Source organism: Ruegeria halocynthiae, assembly GCF_900106805.1.
In the GTDB taxonomy this organism is placed as follows: domain Bacteria; phylum Pseudomonadota; class Alphaproteobacteria; order Rhodobacterales; family Rhodobacteraceae; genus Ruegeria; species Ruegeria halocynthiae.
The window spans coordinates 94,928-113,736 of record NZ_FNNP01000009.1 but is presented as its reverse complement, the minus strand read 5'-3'; the positions used below and the strand labels follow the sequence as shown (position 1 = coordinate 113,736).

At 57.0% G+C, this 18,809-nt stretch carries 16 protein-coding genes; 6 read left to right on the top strand and 10 right to left on the bottom strand.

The genetic code is table 11. The features are described 5' to 3' along the window. Positions 1-1,075 precede the first annotated feature (1,075 nt). The gene (gene gyrB, locus BLU89_RS17780; RefSeq protein WP_074738527.1) at positions 1,076-3,493 is read right to left on the bottom strand and encodes a DNA topoisomerase (ATP-hydrolyzing) subunit B; all 2,418 of its coding nucleotides are present in this window, start codon (positions 3,491-3,493) and stop codon (positions 1,076-1,078) included. 102 nt (positions 3,494-3,595) lie between these two features. After that, entirely contained in the window at positions 3,596-4,168 is a 573-nt protein-coding gene (locus tag BLU89_RS17775; RefSeq protein WP_074738525.1) for a TetR/AcrR family transcriptional regulator, read from the bottom strand. 99 nt (positions 4,169-4,267) lie between these two features. Here BLU89_RS17775 and BLU89_RS17770 point away from each other — a divergent pair, with 99 nt between their 5' ends. Further along, on the top strand, positions 4,268-4,834 hold the full coding sequence (locus BLU89_RS17770; RefSeq protein WP_074738523.1) for a carboxymuconolactone decarboxylase family protein: 567 nt from the start codon (positions 4,268-4,270) through the stop codon (positions 4,832-4,834). Here BLU89_RS17770 and recF read toward each other — a convergent pair. From recF to BLU89_RS17735, 7 genes are all read right to left on the bottom strand, one after another. Next, positions 4,831-5,928, bottom strand: a complete 1,098-nt coding sequence (gene recF / locus BLU89_RS17765) for a DNA replication/repair protein RecF (protein ID WP_074738521.1) — start codon at positions 5,926-5,928, stop codon at positions 4,831-4,833. The two genes, BLU89_RS17770 and recF, sit on opposite strands and share 4 nt — an antisense overlap. A 40-nt stretch (positions 5,929-5,968) precedes the next feature. Beyond that, a complete protein-coding gene (gene dnaN / locus BLU89_RS17760; RefSeq protein ID WP_074738519.1) occupies positions 5,969-7,090 on the bottom strand; it encodes a DNA polymerase III subunit beta in 1,122 nt (373 codons plus the stop codon). A gap of 221 nt (positions 7,091-7,311) precedes the next feature. Continuing rightward, positions 7,312-8,694 carry a chromosomal replication initiator protein DnaA gene (gene dnaA / locus BLU89_RS17755; RefSeq protein ID WP_074738517.1) on the bottom strand — a complete coding sequence of 461 codons (1,383 nt, stop codon included), beginning with the start codon at positions 8,692-8,694 and terminating at the stop codon, positions 7,312-7,314. A gap of 540 nt (positions 8,695-9,234) precedes the next feature. Continuing rightward, positions 9,235-9,498 carry a 30S ribosomal protein S20 gene (gene rpsT / locus BLU89_RS17750; RefSeq protein ID WP_074738515.1) on the bottom strand — a complete coding sequence of 88 codons (264 nt, stop codon included), beginning with the start codon at positions 9,496-9,498 and terminating at the stop codon, positions 9,235-9,237. A 229-nt stretch (positions 9,499-9,727) separates the two neighbouring features. Next, positions 9,728-10,504 (bottom strand): enoyl-CoA hydratase, encoded by a 777-nt coding sequence (locus BLU89_RS17745; protein WP_074738513.1) that lies wholly within the window; start codon positions 10,502-10,504, stop codon positions 9,728-9,730. 66 nt (positions 10,505-10,570) lie between these two features. After that, positions 10,571-11,422, bottom strand: a complete 852-nt coding sequence (gene mutM, locus BLU89_RS17740; RefSeq protein ID WP_074738511.1) for a bifunctional DNA-formamidopyrimidine glycosylase/DNA-(apurinic or apyrimidinic site) lyase — start codon at positions 11,420-11,422, stop codon at positions 10,571-10,573. Next, a complete protein-coding gene (locus BLU89_RS17735; RefSeq protein ID WP_074738509.1) occupies positions 11,380-12,060 on the bottom strand; it encodes a hypothetical protein in 681 nt (226 codons plus the stop codon). The genes mutM and BLU89_RS17735 overlap by 43 nt, the downstream gene beginning before the upstream one ends. A 158-nt stretch (positions 12,061-12,218) precedes the next feature. Here BLU89_RS17735 and ubiE point away from each other — a divergent pair, with 158 nt between their 5' ends. After that, positions 12,219-12,971 (top strand): bifunctional demethylmenaquinone methyltransferase/2-methoxy-6-polyprenyl-1,4-benzoquinol methylase UbiE, encoded by a 753-nt coding sequence (gene ubiE, locus BLU89_RS17730; protein ID WP_074738507.1) that lies wholly within the window; start codon positions 12,219-12,221, stop codon positions 12,969-12,971. Then, complete coding sequence (gene ubiB, locus BLU89_RS17725) at positions 12,972-14,501, top strand: 2-polyprenylphenol 6-hydroxylase (protein ID WP_074738505.1); 1,530 nt, start codon at positions 12,972-12,974, stop codon at positions 14,499-14,501. It abuts the gene before it with no gap. A 97-nt stretch (positions 14,502-14,598) separates the two neighbouring features. On the opposite strand, the gene BLU89_RS17720 is transcribed toward ubiB, so the two are convergent. Continuing rightward, positions 14,599-15,774: an acetyl-CoA C-acyltransferase family protein gene (locus tag BLU89_RS17720; RefSeq protein WP_074738503.1), complete on the bottom strand. Its 1,176-nt coding sequence runs from the start codon at positions 15,772-15,774 to the stop codon at positions 14,599-14,601. A 117-nt stretch (positions 15,775-15,891) separates the two neighbouring features. Between BLU89_RS17720 and BLU89_RS17715 the strand changes: the two genes are divergently transcribed. The 3 genes from BLU89_RS17715 to tdh all read left to right on the top strand — a co-directional run bounded on the left by BLU89_RS17715 (position 15,892) and on the right by tdh (position 18,792). After that, positions 15,892-16,455 (top strand): helix-turn-helix domain-containing protein, encoded by a 564-nt coding sequence (locus BLU89_RS17715; RefSeq protein WP_074738501.1) that lies wholly within the window; start codon positions 15,892-15,894, stop codon positions 16,453-16,455. 109 nt (positions 16,456-16,564) lie between these two features. Then, complete coding sequence (locus BLU89_RS17710) at positions 16,565-17,749, top strand: glycine C-acetyltransferase (RefSeq protein WP_074738499.1); 1,185 nt, start codon at positions 16,565-16,567, stop codon at positions 17,747-17,749. Between the two features lie 14 nt (positions 17,750-17,763). Beyond that, the gene (tdh, locus tag BLU89_RS17705) at positions 17,764-18,792 is read left to right on the top strand and encodes an L-threonine 3-dehydrogenase (RefSeq protein WP_074738544.1); all 1,029 of its coding nucleotides are present in this window, start codon (positions 17,764-17,766) and stop codon (positions 18,790-18,792) included. The last annotated feature ends 17 nt before the right edge of the window (positions 18,793-18,809 follow it).

The following is an 18,809-nucleotide window of genomic DNA, read 5'->3' as shown; positions in this document are numbered from 1 at the left end:
GACAGTACAATGCGGCACGGTATTAGAAGCCTGGGTACACAGGACGCGCGGGTGTTTTGGGCTTGCACCCATATCAAAGGTGTCAGTTAGTAGCCTGCCATACAATCTTCATGGTTCTTTGATCGGGTCAAACTGAAACCTTAGGCGGCAAATGGGTTGCATGGGCTATGCCAGTGCATGGCGGTTATCGGTATTTAGGCACATGCTTACATAACACGGTCCGAAAAACCAAAGGACCACAGCTTGTTGCAACACGTCAGATCCTAGCGGTGAATGGGCTAAAGCAAACCCAACCGGTTTTCCGCTAGTGAGCGGCCAAAAGCGAAAAGCCGCCTGGTCCCGCCTGGCGAAACTTTGACTGACCCTTGATATCTGGCCGCTATGGTTCCACTGAGCCGCTAACTGTAATTTCACTAATGTGTTTGTTGCGAACAGAGGCAGCAAGCTGCCCCTGTTCGATAGGCTGTTCAGAAAGGGAACCTATGGCGAAGTGGTGGCGGGCGTTCAACCTCTGGTGGGAGGCCAACGTCCTTCCTCAGATGGTCCGGCAACTCCGCATGCCTGAACTGGACGGGACACTCTCCACCGAGCCGCCGCACTAGACTTTCTACCAATCGCAGCAAGAGGCCGTGCTGCCGGCTGAGGGGGATGTAAAGGTATAAGCTTGGCATTGTTCTCTCCATGAATTGATGGAAAGCCGCCACATGAGGAAAACACAAAAAAGGCCGCTCATGAGGCGGCCTTCAGATTAGAAACCTGTCAGACCGCGTTAACGGATTACTGCGCCTACCGCGCGAAGCATTGAGGTCTGACAATTCAGCATTTCTGATCTCTCCTGAATCAGGGTTTCCGGAACGCATGTGTACCAAACGGATGGTGCCGGTTCAACAAACTATGAAGTCATAGGTCGAATTTCGCCGGATAGCGAACTCGCGTTCATTCGCATGAACCGAGTGATGCACCCCATAATCGTGACTTATGTAAAATCTCTTGCCAATACCCGGTACGGCCATCAACTGACTGTTTTAATTCCGTTTAGATCGCGTTCAGCAATGGTGGGGGGCATTTTACAACGTTAAAAGTCCAAGTTTTCGACACTCAACGCATTCTGCTGAATGAACTCTCGCCGTGGTTCCACTACATCACCCATCAGCTTCGTGAATAGATCGTCGGCTTCGACCATGTCATCAACGCGGACCTGCAACAATGTGCGCGCATCGGGGTCCAACGTCGTTTCCCAAAGCTGATCCGGATTCATCTCACCCAGACCCTTGTAGCGTTGCAGCGAAAGACCCTTTTCGCCCTCTTCAAGAATAGCGCGCAGCAGGTCCAGCGGGCCGTGGATGGCTTGCGATCGGTCGCGACGGATCAAGGTGGCCGGCGTGTTGTAGATCTCTTGCAGACTTTGGGTGAAGCTGCCCGTCTTGCGGGCCTCGCCCGAGCGTAGCATCGGGCCGTCGAGCGTGCGCACTTCTTCCACACCGCGCAGGATACGAGCAAGGCGGATGCCGTGATCCTGCGTGATCCGGCCTTGCCAACCGCGTTCGTATTCCAGCGCAATCAGGTCCAATCGGGCGGCGACCTTATCCGCCACGCCTTGCAGGTCGGCATCCACTGCACCGGGCACAAAGGCACCGGCGACGGCGGCCTGCTCCAGAATGTGGCGCGGATAATGCGTCGGGAAAGCGTCCAGAACACGTTTCAACTGGCGCGCCTCGTCAACGACGCGAGTCAGGTCCTGGCCGATCATTTCTTCGCCCGAGCCAAGTTTCAGTACGGCTCCTTCGACACCTTGGTTGATCAGATAGTCATCCAGCGCAGCCTGATCTTTCAGATAGACCTCGGACTTGCCGCGCGCCACTTTGTAGAGTGGTGGCTGTGCAATATAGAGGTACCCACCCTCGATCAGTTGCGGCATTTGCCGGTAGAAGAAGGTCAGCAGCAGCGTTCGGATATGTGCGCCGTCGACATCGGCATCGGTCATGATGACGATCTTGTGGTAGCGCAGCTTTTCGATGTTGAACTCGTCACGGCCAATACCGGTGCCCAGCGCCATCACAAGGTTACCGATTTCCTGGCTCGACAGCATCCTGTCAAACCGCGCGCGTTCTACGTTCAGGATTTTCCCGCGCAACGGCAGTACCGCTTGCGTCAGACGGTCCCGGCCCGTCTGCGCCGAACCACCGGCCGAGTCACCCTCGACCAGAAAAACCTCGGTCTTGGACGGGTCTTTTTCGGAGCAGTCTTTCAGCTTGCCGGCCAGATAGTTCACATCCATCGCCGTCTTGCGGCGGGTCAGTTCGCGGGCCTTGCGGGCGGCTTCACGGGCCAGAGCGGCCTCGATAATTTTGCCGACGATGATCTTGGCTTCATTCGGGTTTTCTTCGAACCATTCAGCCAGTTTTTCGTTCACCATCCCTTCGACCGCCGGGCGCACTTCGGACGACACCAGCTTGTCCTTGGTCTGGGAGGAAAACTTTGGGTCAGGTACTTTGACCGAAAGCACACAAGTCAGGCCTTCGCGCGCATCGTCGCCCGTGAAACTGACTTTTTCTTTCTTCGCGATCCCGCTGGACTGCGCATAGTTGTTGATCGTGCGCGTCAAAGCGCCCCGGAAACCCGCAATATGGGTGCCGCCATCTCGTTGGGGAATATTGTTAGTAAAGGGAAGTACGGATTCATGGTAGCTGTCATTCCACCACATCGCGATTTCGACGCCGATATCGTCCCGTTCGCCCTTGATATAGATCGGCTCGGGCATGGAGGACGTCTTTGACCGGTCCAGATACTTGACGAATTCCTTGACGCCGCCCTCATAAAACAGCTCTGTCTCCAGCCGTTCTGCGGGGCGCTCATCGATCAGAATGATCCGGACGCCCGAATTCAGGAATGCCAGTTCGCGCAGTCGCTTCTCCAGCGTCTCGAACGAGTATTCCAGGTTTGAGAATGTGTCCGTAGAGGCAAGAAAGCGCACCTCGGTTCCGGTGCGGTCACCGCATTCGCCCACAACTTTCAGATGTTCAGCGGTTTCGCCCCCTTCGAACCTGGCGACATGCTCTTTACCGTTCCGCCAGACGCGCAGTTCCAGCCAGTTCGACAAGGCGTTCACCACAGAAACACCCACACCATGCAGACCGCCCGAAACCTTGTAAGAGTTGCTGTCAAACTTACCGCCCGCATGCAATTGGGTCATGATGACTTCAGCCGCCGAGACGCCCTCTTCGGGATGAATATCCACCGGAATCCCGCGCCCATTGTCGCTGACCGAGACACTGGAATCGGCATGAATTTTGACGGTCACATGATCAGCGTGACCGGCCAGTGCTTCGTCAATACCGTTATCGACAACCTCATACACCATATGGTGCAACCCCGAGCCATCATCGGTATCCCCGATATACATTCCGGGGCGCTTGCGGACCGCCTCTAAGCCTTTGAGAACCTTGATGGAATCTGCGCCGTATTCCTGGGGTGCCTGTGCGTCTTCGGACATGCCGTTAGTACCTATATTATTTTCGTAACTTATACGTTCTCTGGTGGGGAATGTCACGCGATCCCCCAACATTTTGTGTGTGTTTCGGCATTTTCACGCAGATCAGAGACGCTCGATATCAGCCGCAATATCCTCGGCGATTGCAAGCGCATCCACATCGCCGCGCTCGGCGGTCAATCGCAACCCCAGGAGGTCGGATTGATAGCGCGCTGCCAGCCGTTCCGGATCATGTTTCAGGTCGATTTCGCCCATCTCCTGTGCACGACGAAAAAGCGAGGCGAAACATGCGCGCATCTCGGCCAGATATGCGCTGGCCCGTGCCGCCAGATCATGATCCTTCGCCTGCAGTTCCGCGTAGGTTTTGGCTAGCATACAGGCTTTTGTGGGCATCTCTGTGCCTTCGGCCACAAGGCGCGGCTGCGTTTGCAGCGCGGCCTTTGGCCCGATGTCATCTGCCAGTGCGGTCATCCGCGCCACACCTTCTTGCGCATAACGTTCTAGAGCCAACGCATAAAGCGCATCCTTGGACCCGAACGCCGCATAGAAACTGCCGGGCTTCAGCCTCAACTCGCGCTCAAGGTCTTTCAGAGAGGTTCCCGCCCAACCCTGTCGCCAAAACAGGTCGCGGGCACGGGAGATCAGGGCATCCCGGTCATATTCAGGCTTTCGTGGCATCGTCTTCACCAATTCTTGAGCGTTCACTCAAATATATACTTGAGTGAACGCTCAATAAACCCTATTTCGGTGTCATCACATCAAAACAGGAGTTCCAAGATGGCAGACTTCCCCTCGCACGACCTCGAATCCGCCCCGGACGGGTCCAAACCCCTGCTGGAAAAATCTCAAGCCGCGTTTGGTCGCCTGCCCGGTCTGCACAAGGTCATGGCGGAAAGCCCTCAGCATCTGGAAGGCTATCAGGTCCTCCACCATCTGTTTCTGCAGACAGATTTCGACAATGATGAGAAAACTGTCGTCTGGCAGACGATCAATGTGGAAAACGAGTGCCACTACTGCGTGCCGGCCCATACCGGCATCGCCAAGATGATGAAGGTGCCAGACGAGATCACCGAGGCCCTGCGCAATGAAACCCCGCTGCCCTCGGCCAAGCTTGAGGCGTTGCGTACCTTCACTCTGCAAATGATGCAGACCCGCGGCAATCCGACCGAAGAACAGCTGCAGTCCTTCTTTGACGCGGGATATTCCCACCGCGCAGTATTAGACGTGGTTCTGGGTCTGGCGCAGAAAACCATGTCCAACTACGTCAACCACATGGCGCAGACGCCCGTTGACGAGGTGATGCGTGGTTTTTTGTGGGAGCGTAGGATCGGCGCGCCTGCCTAGGCGCGGACAACCGAGCCCGCTTCGCCGTCGGTAACCACCAGCGTCTGGGCCCGCTCGCCCAGTTCCGCAAACAGCTCAGGCCCGGTGCCCGTCATCCAGGCCTGAGCGCCCAACGCACAGATCTCATCATAAAGCGCCGCCCGCCGCGCCGCATCCAGATGCGCAGCGACCTCATCCAGCAGCACGATCGGCGGGGCACCCACCATACCCGCCAGTGCGCGCGCGTTCGAGAGTATCAGCGAAACCAGCAATGCCTTCTGCTCACCCGTTGAGCAATCTTTGGCTGGCACACCCTTCGCGGCAAACACCCCATAAAGATCCGAACGGTGCGGCCCGACCAACGTACGCCCCGCCGCCAGATCGCGGAACCGGCTTTCATGCAAAGCCTCGCGCAGATCATCCACCGTATCAGGCATTGTGCCTTCCGTCTGGACAAGCTCCAGCTCTGCCGATGGGAATGCGGTTTCCGCCTGTTCCTGTGCCGCACGCAGATGATCCAATGACGCCAGGCGCGCGGTGTTAATGCGATGGCCCGTTTCAGCCATATGCCCTTCCAGAGCGGTATACCAATGGGCGTCCCGGACCTGATCTTTCAGTAGGCGATTTCGCTCTCTCATGGCCTTTTCATAGGTCAGGGATGACTCAGCGTGTGAAGGATCAAAACTCAGAGCAATACGATCCAGAAAGCGCCGCCGCCCTTCGGCCCCCTCGATCCATAGACGATCCATCGAGGGGATCAGCCAAACAATCCGCGCCAGCTTGCCCAGATCGATTTGACTGGCAGCTTTGCCATCAATTCGAACCTGTCGCGCCGCGCCACCTTCAGACCAGGTTTCAACCTCAAAGTTTTGACCCTGCGCCCGCAATAACCCCGACAGTTTCCAACCCAGCCCCTCAGGTCGTCGTGTCATCTCAGCCGCGCTCGCTCGCCGCATCCCGCGACCCGGCGAAAACAACGAAACCGCTTCAAGGATGTTGGTCTTACCCGCCCCGTTCGGGCCGTGAATCGCCACCGGGCGTCCATCCAAAGACAACCGGGCCAGCTTGTGAGACCGGAAATGCGAGACCGTAAGCTCGGTCAGGGCCAATCCCATGACCCCTCCCTTTCGTTAGAAATCACCCGAACCGGGCAAATCAGACGCGCATCGGCATGACGACGTAAACCGCGCTTTGGTCACTTCCTTCGCGCATCAGCGTCGGATCACCTGCCGAGTTGAACATGAACACAGCGTTTTCGCGATCCACCTGAGACGCGATCTCGAGCAGATACTTGGCGTTAAACCCAATCTCAAGCCGTTCATCCCCGTAGGCGACGGCAAGTTCTTCCTCTGCCGCACCGCTGTCGGGCGCATTGACCGACAGGACCAGCTTATCCGCATCCAATTGCAGTTTTACCGCGCGGGACCGCTCGGACGAAACGGTCGCCACACGATCAACGGCTTGTGCAAATTCGGCGGCGTCCACCTCCAGCTTGCGCGTGTTGCCCTGTGGAATAACGCGGGTGTAATCCGGGAACGTCCCATCAATTACTTTCGATGTCAGCGTGATGTCTGGCGTTGCAAAACGCACCTTGGTTTCACTGACCGAGACGGCGATATCCATCTCGTCATCATCCAGCAGCTTGCGCATTTCACCTACAGTTTTGCGGGGAACAATTACGCCCGGCATGTCCGCAGCGCCATCCGGCAAATCCGCGTCGATACGCGCGAGACGGTGACCATCAGTAGCGACACAGCGCAGTACTTTGCCGCCTTCAGATCCGTCCGCCACATGCATGTAGACACCATTCAGATAGTACCGGGTCTCTTCCGTCGAAATGGCGAATTTTGACTTGTCGAACAACCGGCGCAGCAGTGCCGCTGATGCGGTAAAGTTCGACTGATATTCCGACGACGCCATGACCGGGAAATCTTCTTTCGGCAGCGTCGCCAGCGAGAAATTCGACCGCCCTGCTTCGACCGTCAGACGGCCCGCTGCATTGTCAGCAGTCAGCGTCACAAGCGCTCCATCGGGCAGCTTGCGCACAATCTCATGCAATGTTGTTGCCGCAACAGTCGTCGCGCCCGCTTTCTCAACTTGCGCAGGAGCTTTGTCGACAACCTCGATATCAAGATCAGTTGCACGGAACAGCGCCTGATCACCTTCGGCTTCGATCAGCACGTTGGCCAGGATGGGAATAGTGTTGCGGCGTTCAACAACGGATTGGGCCTGCGAAACGGCCTTGAGAAGGGTGCCGCGTTCGATGCTGATCTTCATACCCTCGGTTCCTCTGACTTGAGTGCGTACATGGGCGGGACTGGCAAGTTACCGGTTCAGCCCTGAGGCACAAGGATTTTTTACGAATTTCTGGGTTGGATTGCCCCATGCGTCAAGGGGCACGTGGTCCACAGGACACAGTTCATCCGGGATCGTGGACTATTCTGCACAAGAAATCGCCCCGGAGGGCAGTTCCGGGGCGTTCAGATGGAATGACCGGATCAGGCTTCCAGCGACCGGCGCAGCATCTCGACATCCTCGGCAATCTGGCCATCGGTCAGCTTGAGCTCTTCGATGCGCTTAACGCCATGCATGATCGTGGTGTGGTCGCGCCCACCAAAACGACGCCCGATTTCCGGCAATGACCGGCTGGTCAGCTGCTTGCACAGATACATCGCCACCTGACGCGGGCGGGCATAAGACCGCAGACGCTTGGGCCCGATGATATCGCTGAGGCGGATGTTGTAGTATTCTGAAACCTTGCGCTGAATTTCTTCAACGGTGATCTTGCGTTCAGATGCGCGCAGCACATCGGCCAGACAATCCTGCGTCAGCTCCATATCAATCTCGCGGCCGACCAGTGAGGCAAAGGCGAAGAGACGCGTCAGGGCGCCTTCAAGCACACGCACATTCGTCGAGATACGGTGGGCAAGGAATTCCAGAACACCGTCGGCAATTTCCAGGCCGGGATAGGTGCTGCTGTACTGCTGCACCTTGTTCTGCAGGATGCCCAGACGCAATTCATAGTCGGTGGGATGCAGATCAACGACCAAACCACATTGCAGGCGCGACTTCACGCGATCTTCAAGATCCTTGATCTCACCCGGCGCACGATCCGCCGAGATGATGATCTGTTTGTTCTGATCCACCAGCGCATTGAAGGTGTGAAAGAATTCTTCCTGCGTCGAATCCTTGCCCGCAATGAACTGGACGTCATCGACCATCAGCACGTCAACCGAGCGGAACAGATGTTTGAAATCCATCATCCGACGTTCGCGCAGGGCCTGCACAAAGCGGTACATGAACTGTTCTGCCGACAGGTAGAGCACGTTCAACTCGGGATGCTTGGTCTTCAGCTCCCACGCAATCGCGTGCATCAGGTGGGTCTTACCAAGGCCGACACCGCCGTAAAGCACCAACGGATTGAAAGTGACCGGGCCACTTTCGGATACGCGGCGCGCTGCGGCATGGGCAAGCTCGTTCGGCTTACCGACAACGAAGCTGTCAAAAGTAAACCGCGCATCCAGCGGTGCAGCCTGCAGCGCCTCAAACGCATCATTGGCCGTGTCTGTAATGGCGGGCCGGGATTCGGGCGCTGATGATGGCTTGGACTCTTCCACTAAAGTGGGGCGCGCTGAGGAATTGGCCGCTGTGCGGAAAGCCAGGCGCTGCACGGTCTCACCCGATGTGTTCAGTTCATAAAGAATGAGATCTGCGAAATTCTGGCTGACGTAGTTGCCCATGAAATTGGTCGGCACCGAGAACACCGCCACACCGTCCTGCAACTCTTGGAACTCCAAAGGTTCAATCCAGGTAGTAAAATTGTTTTTTCCAACCGCCTTGATCAGTTTACTACGCAGTTGTCCCCATTTCTCTTGTGTCATACGGCGCCTCACGCATCCCATCTTTGTTGGCCTAGTGGCCTTATCAATATGTCCCGTTTTCCGGGTCTTATGACGTTCACACACAAGGGTACCATGCACCAAACCTACTGGTCTGGCGGGTATGACTGAATATCATCGCAGTCCAATACAGCACTGCCCCAAAACTAGGGCGCACCCGGAAACCGGGATGCGCATGACATTCCAATTTTTTGACAGGGCTAGGATCGCCGGAAAACCCGGAACCCAGAGCAGATCGTCCATCCGGCCGCAGCCGGTTTTCGAACATTCGTTCCGTGATCCTTCTGATGCCCGTCAGTCAGATCGCTGGAACAGCCTGTCCCCCCAAGCGAGTGAATCGCTGATCTAGTGGTAGCAAGAGGCCGCGGGCGCGGGCAACGAAACTCTGATATTGACTCGGGGTTCGAGCCGAAAGAATCTCTCGAGCCCGTGAAGACGCGGCTTTCAAGCAACAATGAAAAAGGCGCCGCTATGCGCGACGCCTTTTTCGCAATTCAATGCTTGACTGGTATTCGAAGAGAATCAGCCCAGCGCTTTGACGCGTGCCGACAGGCGCGACATTTTGCGGGCAGCGGTGTTCTTGTGGAAGACGCCTTTGGTGACGCCGCGCATCAGCTCGGGTTGCGCAGCGCGCAGGGCTGCGGTGGCCACGTCCTTGTCACCGGATGCGATTGCTTCTTCAACTTTGCGCAGATAAGTGCGGATGCGCGAACGGCGTGCTTTGTTGATAGCGAAACGCTTTTCGTTCTGACGCGCGCGTTTTTTTGCCTGGGGCGAGTTAGCCATGTGTCTCTGACCTTTGTTCGGTACGGTTTTCTAAAATTGCGCGCCACGGGAAAATCCGCACCGGATCGAGATCACGAGTGTGAGTCGGGCCAGAGCGGGCCGCACGCGCATGTATAGCGGCGGTCTCTAACCAAGTTTGGCAGGTTTGCCAAGCTGATTCTTGCGCCTGAGCTTTGACATGAAAAAGGCGGGACCAAGCCCGCCTGATTTCGCTGAATGTCCGTTGTCGTCACTTGTCGCGGAACTGCGCGGCTCTTTTTTCCAGAAACGCCGCCATGCCTTCTTTCTGATCTTCCGTCGCAAACATCGAGTGGAACACCCGGCGTTCAAACAACATGCCCTCGCTCAGCGGTAATTCGTAGCTGCGATTGACGACTTCTTTGGCGGCAATGGCCGTGATCTGGGATTTCTCTGCTATCTTCTGCGCCGCACCGGTTGCTTCTTCGATCAGTTTCTTGGCGGGCACGACGCGGCTCACCAATCCGGCACGCTCGGCCTCTTCGGCGTCCATGAACCGGCCCGTCAGGTTCATATCCATCGATTTGGACTTGCCGACGAACCGCGTCAGGCGCTGGCTGCCGCCGAGTCCGGCGATAACGCCCAGATTGATCTCGGGCTGGCCGAACTTGGCGGTATCGGCGGCAATGATGAAATCGCACAGCATCGCCAGTTCACATCCGCCACCTAGCGCATAGCCTGCAACAGCCGCGATAATCGGCTTGCGGATTGCCGACACACGATCATTCGCGTCGGCAAAGAGGTTAATGTTGAACACATCGACATAGCTCATCGCGGACATCTCTTTGATGTCCGCGCCTGCGGCAAAAGCCTTGTCCGAGCCGGTGATGATGATGCAGCGCACTTTGTCGTTGCCATCCGCATCTTCCAGCGCGTCGCACAGTTCACCCAGCAACTGGGTGTTCAGCGCGTTCATCGCATCTGGTCTGTTAAGCTTGATAAGGGCGATGTGGTCTTCGATTTCGACGATGATCGTCTCAAAAGCCATGAGATGTAAGCTTCCGGTTGTTCCGTTCAAGTACGATTCCTTACCACGCGATTTCGCTGGATCAAGTTATCTTTGGCATTGCGCACAATAGAAGGATGAGCGACCGGATTGGGTGATTCTCTTAATAGCAGCCCCGCATCCATCGGTTCGGCAGGGGTCGCCCTCGCGGCCGTAAACATCAAAGCGGTGCTGAAAATATCCAAGCTCTCCATCAGCTTGGCGGAAATCGCGCAGCGATGAACCACCTGCCTCGATGGCCTCTTGCAGCACCTGTCGGATGATCGGCACCAGTGCTGCGACGCGCGGTGCAGAAATCTTCCCGGCTTTGCGACGTGGCGACACCTTGCCGCGATAAAGAGCCTCGCAGACATAGATATTTCCCAAACCGGCAACGATTCCCTGATCCAAAAGCGCTGATTTGACCGGGGTGTTCTTACCTTTGAATGCATCGATCAGGTGCTGCTCGTGAAAATCATTGCCCAGTGGTTCGGGCCCAAGAACCGCCAGCAGCTTGTGATCTTCAGCCGTTGCTGTCGACAACAGGTCCATCGCCCCGAATCGGCGCGGGTCGTTGAACGTGATGCGCGCACCATTCGCCATGTGAAAGATGACGTGGTCGTGCTTTTGCTTCGCTGGATGGTCCTGCACGAACTGCCCCAGCGGATCACCTGAGACCGTCATCCGTCCGGACATGCCCAGGTGAATAAGCAACGTCTCACCACTGCTCAGATCGGCAAGGATGTATTTCGACCTACGTCGCAGCCGATCTACCCGCTGTCCCGTCAGACGCTCTGCCATGCGATCCGGGAACGGCCAGCGCAAATCGGGGCGGTTCACATCTGCCCGCTCGATCACCACACCCTCCATCGCGGGGCTCAACCCGCGACGGACCGTTTCAACCTCGGGAAGTTCCGGCATGTACCCTCCTGATTGGCGGCAAGCGTATCTTCGAAGGCCTGCATCATTTCATCATGTCCGGTTACATATTTCAGAATCCGCGCAGTCTTCCCATCTGAAAAACGCAATACGTAAGTCCCATGATGCCTAAGGCTGATCTTGGCGAGCTTTTTCAGGTCATAGCACTGCCTCTGAAAAAGCGAGCCTTTGGTGACAAGTTCCGTCCCGTCAATCGTGATCGTGTTGGTAAGATTAAGGATCAGAGTGTAGATCATCAAAGCCAGCAGAATGAGTTTGACTGCGATAATCACTTCCGGGCTCTGCAGAGGGATCGCCTCGTCGAACCCACCCAGATCAGGCCTGACAAAACCCGTATAGAAATAGGCGACCAGCACCATGATCGTCACTACAATCGCCCCAGGAGCGGTGCGAAAAGTTCTGCGTGTCAAGGTTTGCAGCACAGGCTTGTCACTGCCCGCGCGCAACATGGCCTCTTCGATGATGTCATTTGGAAAGTGCCGGACTGCCGCATCCAGCTTGTCGCCCAGTCCTTCGGCGCGGCGCACCCGCAGGATCGTGCGAAAGACGGCCCTGATCCGCCAGCCGAAATACAACAGAACAGCAGCTATGGACAGCAACGCAACCAGCAAGCTCGTCAACAGGAAATCTCCGAGGGTCTAGAATACCTACGCTCTGTGATATGTGGCGACTAAGGAAAATCTGTGGCACATCTGTGCCCCCTGCTACCATTTCGCGCGATTGTCTTCCCCGCCCCGCGGCCTATAAGGATGAGCAACACAGACAGAGGCAGCCATTGATGTCCGACAACAGCGACAAGACCACCCATTTCGGGTTCGAAACCGTACGCGAGGCCGACAAGGCCGGACGCGTGCAGGGCGTGTTCAACTCTGTCGCCTCGAAATACGACGTGATGAACGATGTCATGTCGATGGGCATCCACCGGGTCTGGAAAGACGCGATGATGGACTGGCTGGCCCCGCGCCCCGGCCAGCGCCTGCTGGACGTGGCGGGGGGTACAGGGGATATCTCGTTCCGGTTTCTGAAACGTGCGGGCCACGGTCATGCCACCGTGCTGGACCTGACCGAGCCGATGCTGATCGAAGGTCGCCAGCGCGCCGAAGCCGACCGGATGTCCGACAGCCTGAACTGGGTGGTCGGCGATGCGATGTCGCTGCCGTTCGAAGACAACACGTTCGATGTCTACACGATCTCGTTCGGCATCCGGAACGTCACCCGACCGCAGGTGGCCCTGAATGAGGCCTACCGCGTACTGAAACCCGGCGGCCGTCTGATGGTTTTGGAATTCAGCCAACTGCCTAATGACGGGCTGCAAAAGCTCTATGATCTCTACAGCTTCAACGTCATCCCGCGCATGGGCAAACTGATCGCTGATGATTATGACAGCTATCAGTACTTGGTCGAATCGATCCGCAAATTCCCCGATCAGGAGACGTTCCTAGGGATGGTCCGCACTGCTGGATTCGAAAACGCAAAGTACCGTAACCTCAGCATGGGCATCGCCGCGCTGCATTCCGGCTGGAAAATCTAAATGCGCGGACCTCACAATATCATCCGCCTGATCCGGACAGGCGCTACTTTGGAACGCACAGGCGCCATGAACGTGGTGCTCGATGCATTCGAAGCCCCACGGGCCATCCGCATCCTGGCGCATGTTCTGGGCAAGCCGTTCCAGTGGCTGGGTTACAAGGGCGATCCCGATATGCCGCCTGCCACACGCGCTCTGACGGCGCTGGGCCCGGCTTATATCAAGTTTGGGCAGGTGCTTTCGACCCGGCCGGATGTGGTAGGAAATGAGCTGGCAGCGCAGCTGCGCGTCTTGCAGGACAAGCTTCCGCCTTTTTCAAAGGCCGAGGCCATGGCCGAGGTCGAGAAAGAGCTCGGCCAGTCGATCGCCGAGGTTTTCAGTGACTTCAGCGAACCCATCGCCGCCGCCTCGATTGCGCAGGTCCACAAGGCCAAGCTGACCAGCACGGGCGAGGATGTGGCCGTCAAAGTCCTGCGCCCCAATGTCGAGCGCGCCTTCCGCAAGGACGTCGATGCGTTCTATTTCGCCGCCCGGATTGTCGATCTGTTTGCCCCGGGCGCCCGCCGCCTGCGTCCGATGGAAGTTATCGAACACTTCGACGGAGTTGTACGCGGCGAACTCGACCTGCGGCTGGAAAGCGCCGCCGCCTCGGAGTATGCCGCCAACACCAAGGACGATGACGGCTTTTGGCTGCCGCCGGTGGTTTGGTCTCTTTCTGCACGCCGAGTCATGACACTCAGCTGGGCAGACGGCATCCCGCTGGGTGATAATGACGCACTGGATGCCGCAGGCCACAATCGACGCGATCTGGCGGAACGTGTCCTGCGTCTGTTCCTTCTTCACGCTCTGCGCGACGGCTATTTCCATGCCGATATGCATCAGGGCAACCTGAAGGTCGCCGCGAACGGTGATATTATCGCCTATGACTACGGCATCATGGGCCATATCGACGAATACACACGTCGGGTCTATGCCGAGATCCTTTTCGGTTTCATCCGCCGCGATTACAAACGCGTGGCCGAGGTGCATTTCGAGGCCGGCTATGTCCCCGCCGACAGGGACGTTGACGAGTTTGCCCGCGCCTTGCGTGCAGTTGGCGAACCGATCTTCGGAATGGACGCCACCCATATCTCAATGGGTCGGCTGCTCAGCTATCTGTTCGAAGTCACCGAACGTTTCGGCATGGAAACCCGGACAGAATTAATCCTTTTGCAGCGCACGATGGTTGTGGTCGAAGGCGTAGCCCGCTCGCTTGATGACCATATGAACATCTGGGAGGTCGCACACCCGGTGGTCGAAGATTATATCAAACGCTCTATCGGCCCGCGCGCAGCCTTGCGTGACTTTGGCAAAACAGCAATGGTGCTGGCCCGTTTCGGCCCACGCCTGCCCGCACTGGTCGAAAACGCCTTGATTGCCCAAACCAAAAGTGATGACACCCTGGCCTCAAGCAAGTTCGCAATACTTCTGCCGGCTGCGATCGGCGCTGCCGCTGGGATTGCCGCCACACTTGCCGTGATGTCCTTCGGCTGACACCAATCCGCCAGCTTCATCTGGCCGAAAATATCTTCGGGGGGGATTGCGCCCTGCGCAATTGGGGGGCAGACAGCCCCCCTTGCATAGTCGATGGTCAGAGCCGTTCTATGGCAAGGGCGATACCCTGACCGCCACCAATGCACATGGTGACGAGTGCCCTGGACCCTCCAATGCGCTCCAACTCGTAGAGTGCTTTCAACGTAATGATCGCACCGGTCGCTCCTACGGGATGCCCCAAAGCAATTGCACCACCATTTGGGTTGACCCTGGCAGCATCCAACCCAAGCTCCTGATTGACGGCCAGGGCCTGTGCGGCAAATGCTTCGTTACTCTCGATCACATCGAAATCGTCCGCCGACAAACCCGTCTTCTTGAACAGGTTCTGAACCGCAGGAATCGGTCCGATCCCCATCACCTCAGGACGCACCCCGGCGTGGGCATACCCCAACACACGGGCTTTCGGCTTTAGCCCGGCCTTTTCAGCCGCGCCCGCCGTTGCAAGAACCATAGCCGCGGCCCCATCATTGATGCCCGAGGCGTTCCCTGCCGTAACACGCCCATCCTTCTTGAACACCGCACGCAATCCAGCCAGCGCTTCGGTGGTGGTGGCCTTCGGGTGCTCATCCACTTTAAAGTCCGCCATCTCGCGTTTGACTTTGACCTGCACAGGCGCGATCTGGCTTTCGAAATATCCGGCTTCGATCGCTGCCGCTGCACGGGTCTGGCTGGTCACGGCAAACGCATCCATCTGCTCACGGCTGATCTGGTGTTCGTCGGCCACATTCTCAGCCGTCACGCCCATATGGCCAGTACCGAAGGGGCAATTCAGTGCCCCCAGCATCATGTCGAGCGAGGTGACGTCGCCCATCTTGGCCCCCCATCTTGCCTGAGGCACAATGTAGGGGCTGCGCGACATGCTCTCGGCGCCACCGGCCACAGCGAATTCTGCATCTCCCAACATCAAAGATTGTACCGCCGACACAATCGCCTGCGCGCCAGAGCCACACAAACGATTCACGTTCATTGCCGGGGTCCCGTTCGGAATGCCGGCCTGCATCGCTGCTACGCGCGACAGGTACATATCGCGAGGTTCGGTGTTGATCACATGGCCAAAAACGACATGCCCGATCTGCCCACCTTCGACCCCCGATCTCTCAAGCGCGGCTTCAGTCGCCACAGTCGCCAGATCAATCGGTGCGGTCGAGGCCAGTGCACCGCCAAAGGTGCCGATGGCAGTACGTGCACCATCCAGAATAACGATATCGGTCATGGGTCACTCCTCCTGTGGTTGGTCGCAGTATGCACCCGCAGAAACCGCCTGTCGCCTGAGACGTCCCGTCACAGACGGAATTGACATCTGCCGATTCAAGGCGCATGAAATTCCGTCATGACGGACAAAACAGACGATATCCTGACACGCCTTCCTGCCCGCCTGAAAGAGGCACGTCGGGCCCAAGGCCTGTCCCTCGAAGCGGTCGCGAATCTGAGCGGCGTATCGCGATCCATGGTCAGCCAGATCGAGCGGGGTGAAAGCAGCCCCACAATCTCGACGCTGTGGAATCTTACCCGAGCACTGCAAGTGGATTTTGCCGGGCTATTGGAAGACTCAAAGACAACCGACCAGATTGAGGTTCTCAGAAAATCCGAAGTGCCCAGCATCGATAACATGGGGGAAAACTGCCGCATCCGCATCCTCTCACCGCCGGAAGAGGCCGGAGGCCACGAGGTCTATGATATTCAGCTCGATAAAGACGGCGCCCTGAACAGCCAACCCCATGCGCGCGGTGCACGCGAACAGTTGACCGTGTTGGAAGGTGCCGTTCGCGTCACGTCTGGCGCAGCTGTATCCGAACTTCGCCAAGGGGATACGGCCCGATATGCCGCTGATGTTGTACATTCCATTTCTGCAATTGATCAGGCGCGTGTCTTTCTGATCGTAAAAAACGCTTAGGATTGGCAGATTTCCGCCTTCACGGAAGTTTATCCGTAATTTCGTAAATCCCCTATTTGGGAACTTCATCCGTTATGTTAGAAGTGCGACTCAGAGCAAGGAGATCGCCATGGCAGATGCATTCCTGTCCCACATCACGGACACCCTTAAGCAGATCGAATCCGAAGGTCTGTATAAGCGCGAACGAATGATCACCTCGCCTCAGGGCGGCGAGATTACTGTGGGTGGAAAGCAGGTCATCAACCTGTGCGCCAACAACTATCTGGGTCTTGCGGATCACCCATCGCTGATAGAAGCAGCCAAGAACGCCATGGAACCAAAAGGGTTCGGCATGGCCTCGGTCCGGTTCATCTGTGGCACGCAGGATATTCACCGCGAACTTGAGCAACGGTTGGCCAAGTTCCTGAACAAAGACGATTCAATTCTGTTCGCCGCCTGTTTCGATGCCAATGGTGGGCTGTTTGAGCCCTTGTTAGGGCCTGAAGACGCCATTATCTCGGACAGCCTGAACCACGCCTCAATCATCGACGGCGTGCGGCTGTGCAAGGCCAAACGCTATCGCTACATAAACAATGACATGAACGACCTCGAAGCCTGGCTGAAACAGGCGCGCGAGGATGGGGCGCGGCACCTCATGATCGCGACCGACGGCGTATTCTCGATGGATGGCTATTTGGCCAATCTACCAAAAATCCGCGAATTGGCTGACAAATACGACGCCATCGTCATGGTCGATGACTGCCACGCTACAGGCTTTATGGGGCCAAACGGTGCAGGTACGCCGGATTATCACGGCGTCGATGTGGATATATTAACGGGAACCTTGGGCAAGGCACTTGGGGGGGCAATCGGCGGTTACATCGCCGGGCCGCAGCCAGTGATCGACCTGCTGCGGCAGCGGGCGCGGCCCTATCTGTTCTCAAATTCGCTGCCACCCTCCATCGTCGCCGCCGGGCTTGAGGCAATCCGTCTGGTCGAACAAGGTGACATGCTACGCGCGCAACTGTTCGGCAATGCCAAATATTGGCGTGCAGGGCTGGAAAAGCTGGGATTTGACCTGCTTCCCGGTGAGCATCCAATCATTCCTGTGATGTTGGGCGAAGCCAGTTTGGCCCAAGAGATGGCATCGCGGTTGTTTGATGAGGGCGTCTATGTTTCTGGCTTCTTCTTCCCGGTGGTACCGCGAGGTCAGGCGCGGATCAGAACGCAGATGAATGCGGCTCTAACAAAGGATGAATTGGATCGCGCGCTCGCGGCCTTTGGCAAAGTCGGCAAAGAGTTGGGAGTAATTTGATGCGACCCAACACAATGAAAGCACTGGAAAAATCCAAACCTCAAGAAGGGCTTTGGATGGTTCAGGCCCCTGTACCCGAGATTGGCCCGGACGAAGTTCTGATCTGCATCAACAAGACCGGCATTTGCGGTACGGACATCCATATCTGGAATTGGGATGAATGGGCCTCGCACACGGTGCCGGTCCCAATGATCACCGGACACGAGTTCGCCGGTGAGATCGTTGAAATCGGGCAAAATGTTTCCGGGCTCGAGATCGGCCAGCGCTGCTCGGGCGAAGGGCACTTGATCGGAACCGACAGCCGCCAGAGCCGGGCAGGCAAATTCCATCTGGATCCCGGTACGCGGGGAATCGGTGTGAACGAACAGGGTGCATTTGCGCAGTACCTGAAGCTGCCGGCCTTCAACGTGATTCCATTGCCCGATGATGTTCCGGATGAGATTGGCGCTATTCTCGACCCGCTGGGCAACGCGGTTCATACAGCGTTGAGTTTCGACCTGCTGGGCGAGGACGTGTTGATCACAGGCGCAGGCCCGATCGGCATCATGGCGGCCGCAGTTGCCCGCCATGCCGGTGCGCGAAATGTGGTCATCACTGATATCAATGCAGATCGCCTGAAACTGGCGGAACATGTGGTGCCGTCGATACGTACGGTCGATGTGACCATCGAAGAGTTACCCGATGTCATAGCCGAACTGGGGATGAAAGAAGGTTTCGACGTGGGTCTGGAAATGTCCGGATCGCAGGCCGCATTGGATCAGATGGTCGAAGCGCTAGTCATGGGTGGTAAGATCGCGCTGCTGGGTATCCCGCCTGGGCAATCCCCCGTCGACTGGAGCCGGATCGTTTTCAAGGCCATCACCATCAAAGGTGTTTATGGGCGTGAAATGTTCGAAACCTGGTACAAGATGATCGCCATGCTGCAGAACGGTTTGGATGTAAGCCGCGTGATCACACATCAGTTTGGCGTCGACGATTTTGCGGAAGGATTCGCTGCGATGAAGTCCGGCTTATCAGGTAAGGTTGTTCTGGACTGGACCTGACACGCTGGAAAGTTGCA

Excerpts from the sequence above, each read along its gene's own strand:
- gyrB (WP_074738527.1), bottom strand. The coding sequence starts at position 3,493 with ATGTCCGAAGACGCACAGGCACCCCAGGAATACGGCGCAGATTCCATC.
- BLU89_RS17775 (WP_074738525.1), bottom strand. The coding sequence starts at position 4,168 with ATGCCACGAAAGCCTGAATATGACCGGGATGCCCTGATCTCCCGTGCC.
- BLU89_RS17770 (WP_074738523.1), top strand. The coding sequence starts at position 4,268 with ATGGCAGACTTCCCCTCGCACGACCTCGAATCCGCCCCGGACGGGTCC.
- recF (WP_074738521.1), bottom strand. The coding sequence starts at position 5,928 with ATGGGATTGGCCCTGACCGAGCTTACGGTCTCGCATTTCCGGTCTCAC.
- dnaN (WP_074738519.1), bottom strand. The coding sequence starts at position 7,090 with ATGAAGATCAGCATCGAACGCGGCACCCTTCTCAAGGCCGTTTCGCAG.
- dnaA (WP_074738517.1), bottom strand. The coding sequence starts at position 8,694 with ATGACACAAGAGAAATGGGGACAACTGCGTAGTAAACTGATCAAGGCG.
- rpsT (WP_074738515.1), bottom strand. The coding sequence starts at position 9,498 with ATGGCTAACTCGCCCCAGGCAAAAAAACGCGCGCGTCAGAACGAAAAG.
- BLU89_RS17745 (WP_074738513.1), bottom strand. The coding sequence starts at position 10,504 with ATGGCTTTTGAGACGATCATCGTCGAAATCGAAGACCACATCGCCCTT.
- mutM (WP_074738511.1), bottom strand. The coding sequence starts at position 11,422 with ATGCCGGAACTTCCCGAGGTTGAAACGGTCCGTCGCGGGTTGAGCCCC.
- ubiE (WP_074738507.1), top strand. The coding sequence starts at position 12,219 with ATGTCCGACAACAGCGACAAGACCACCCATTTCGGGTTCGAAACCGTA.
- ubiB (WP_074738505.1), top strand. The coding sequence starts at position 12,972 with ATGCGCGGACCTCACAATATCATCCGCCTGATCCGGACAGGCGCTACT.
- BLU89_RS17720 (WP_074738503.1), bottom strand. The coding sequence starts at position 15,774 with ATGACCGATATCGTTATTCTGGATGGTGCACGTACTGCCATCGGCACC.
- BLU89_RS17715 (WP_074738501.1), top strand. The coding sequence starts at position 15,892 with ATGACGGACAAAACAGACGATATCCTGACACGCCTTCCTGCCCGCCTG.
- BLU89_RS17710 (WP_074738499.1), top strand. The coding sequence starts at position 16,565 with ATGGCAGATGCATTCCTGTCCCACATCACGGACACCCTTAAGCAGATC.
- tdh (WP_074738544.1), top strand. The coding sequence starts at position 17,764 with ATGAAAGCACTGGAAAAATCCAAACCTCAAGAAGGGCTTTGGATGGTT.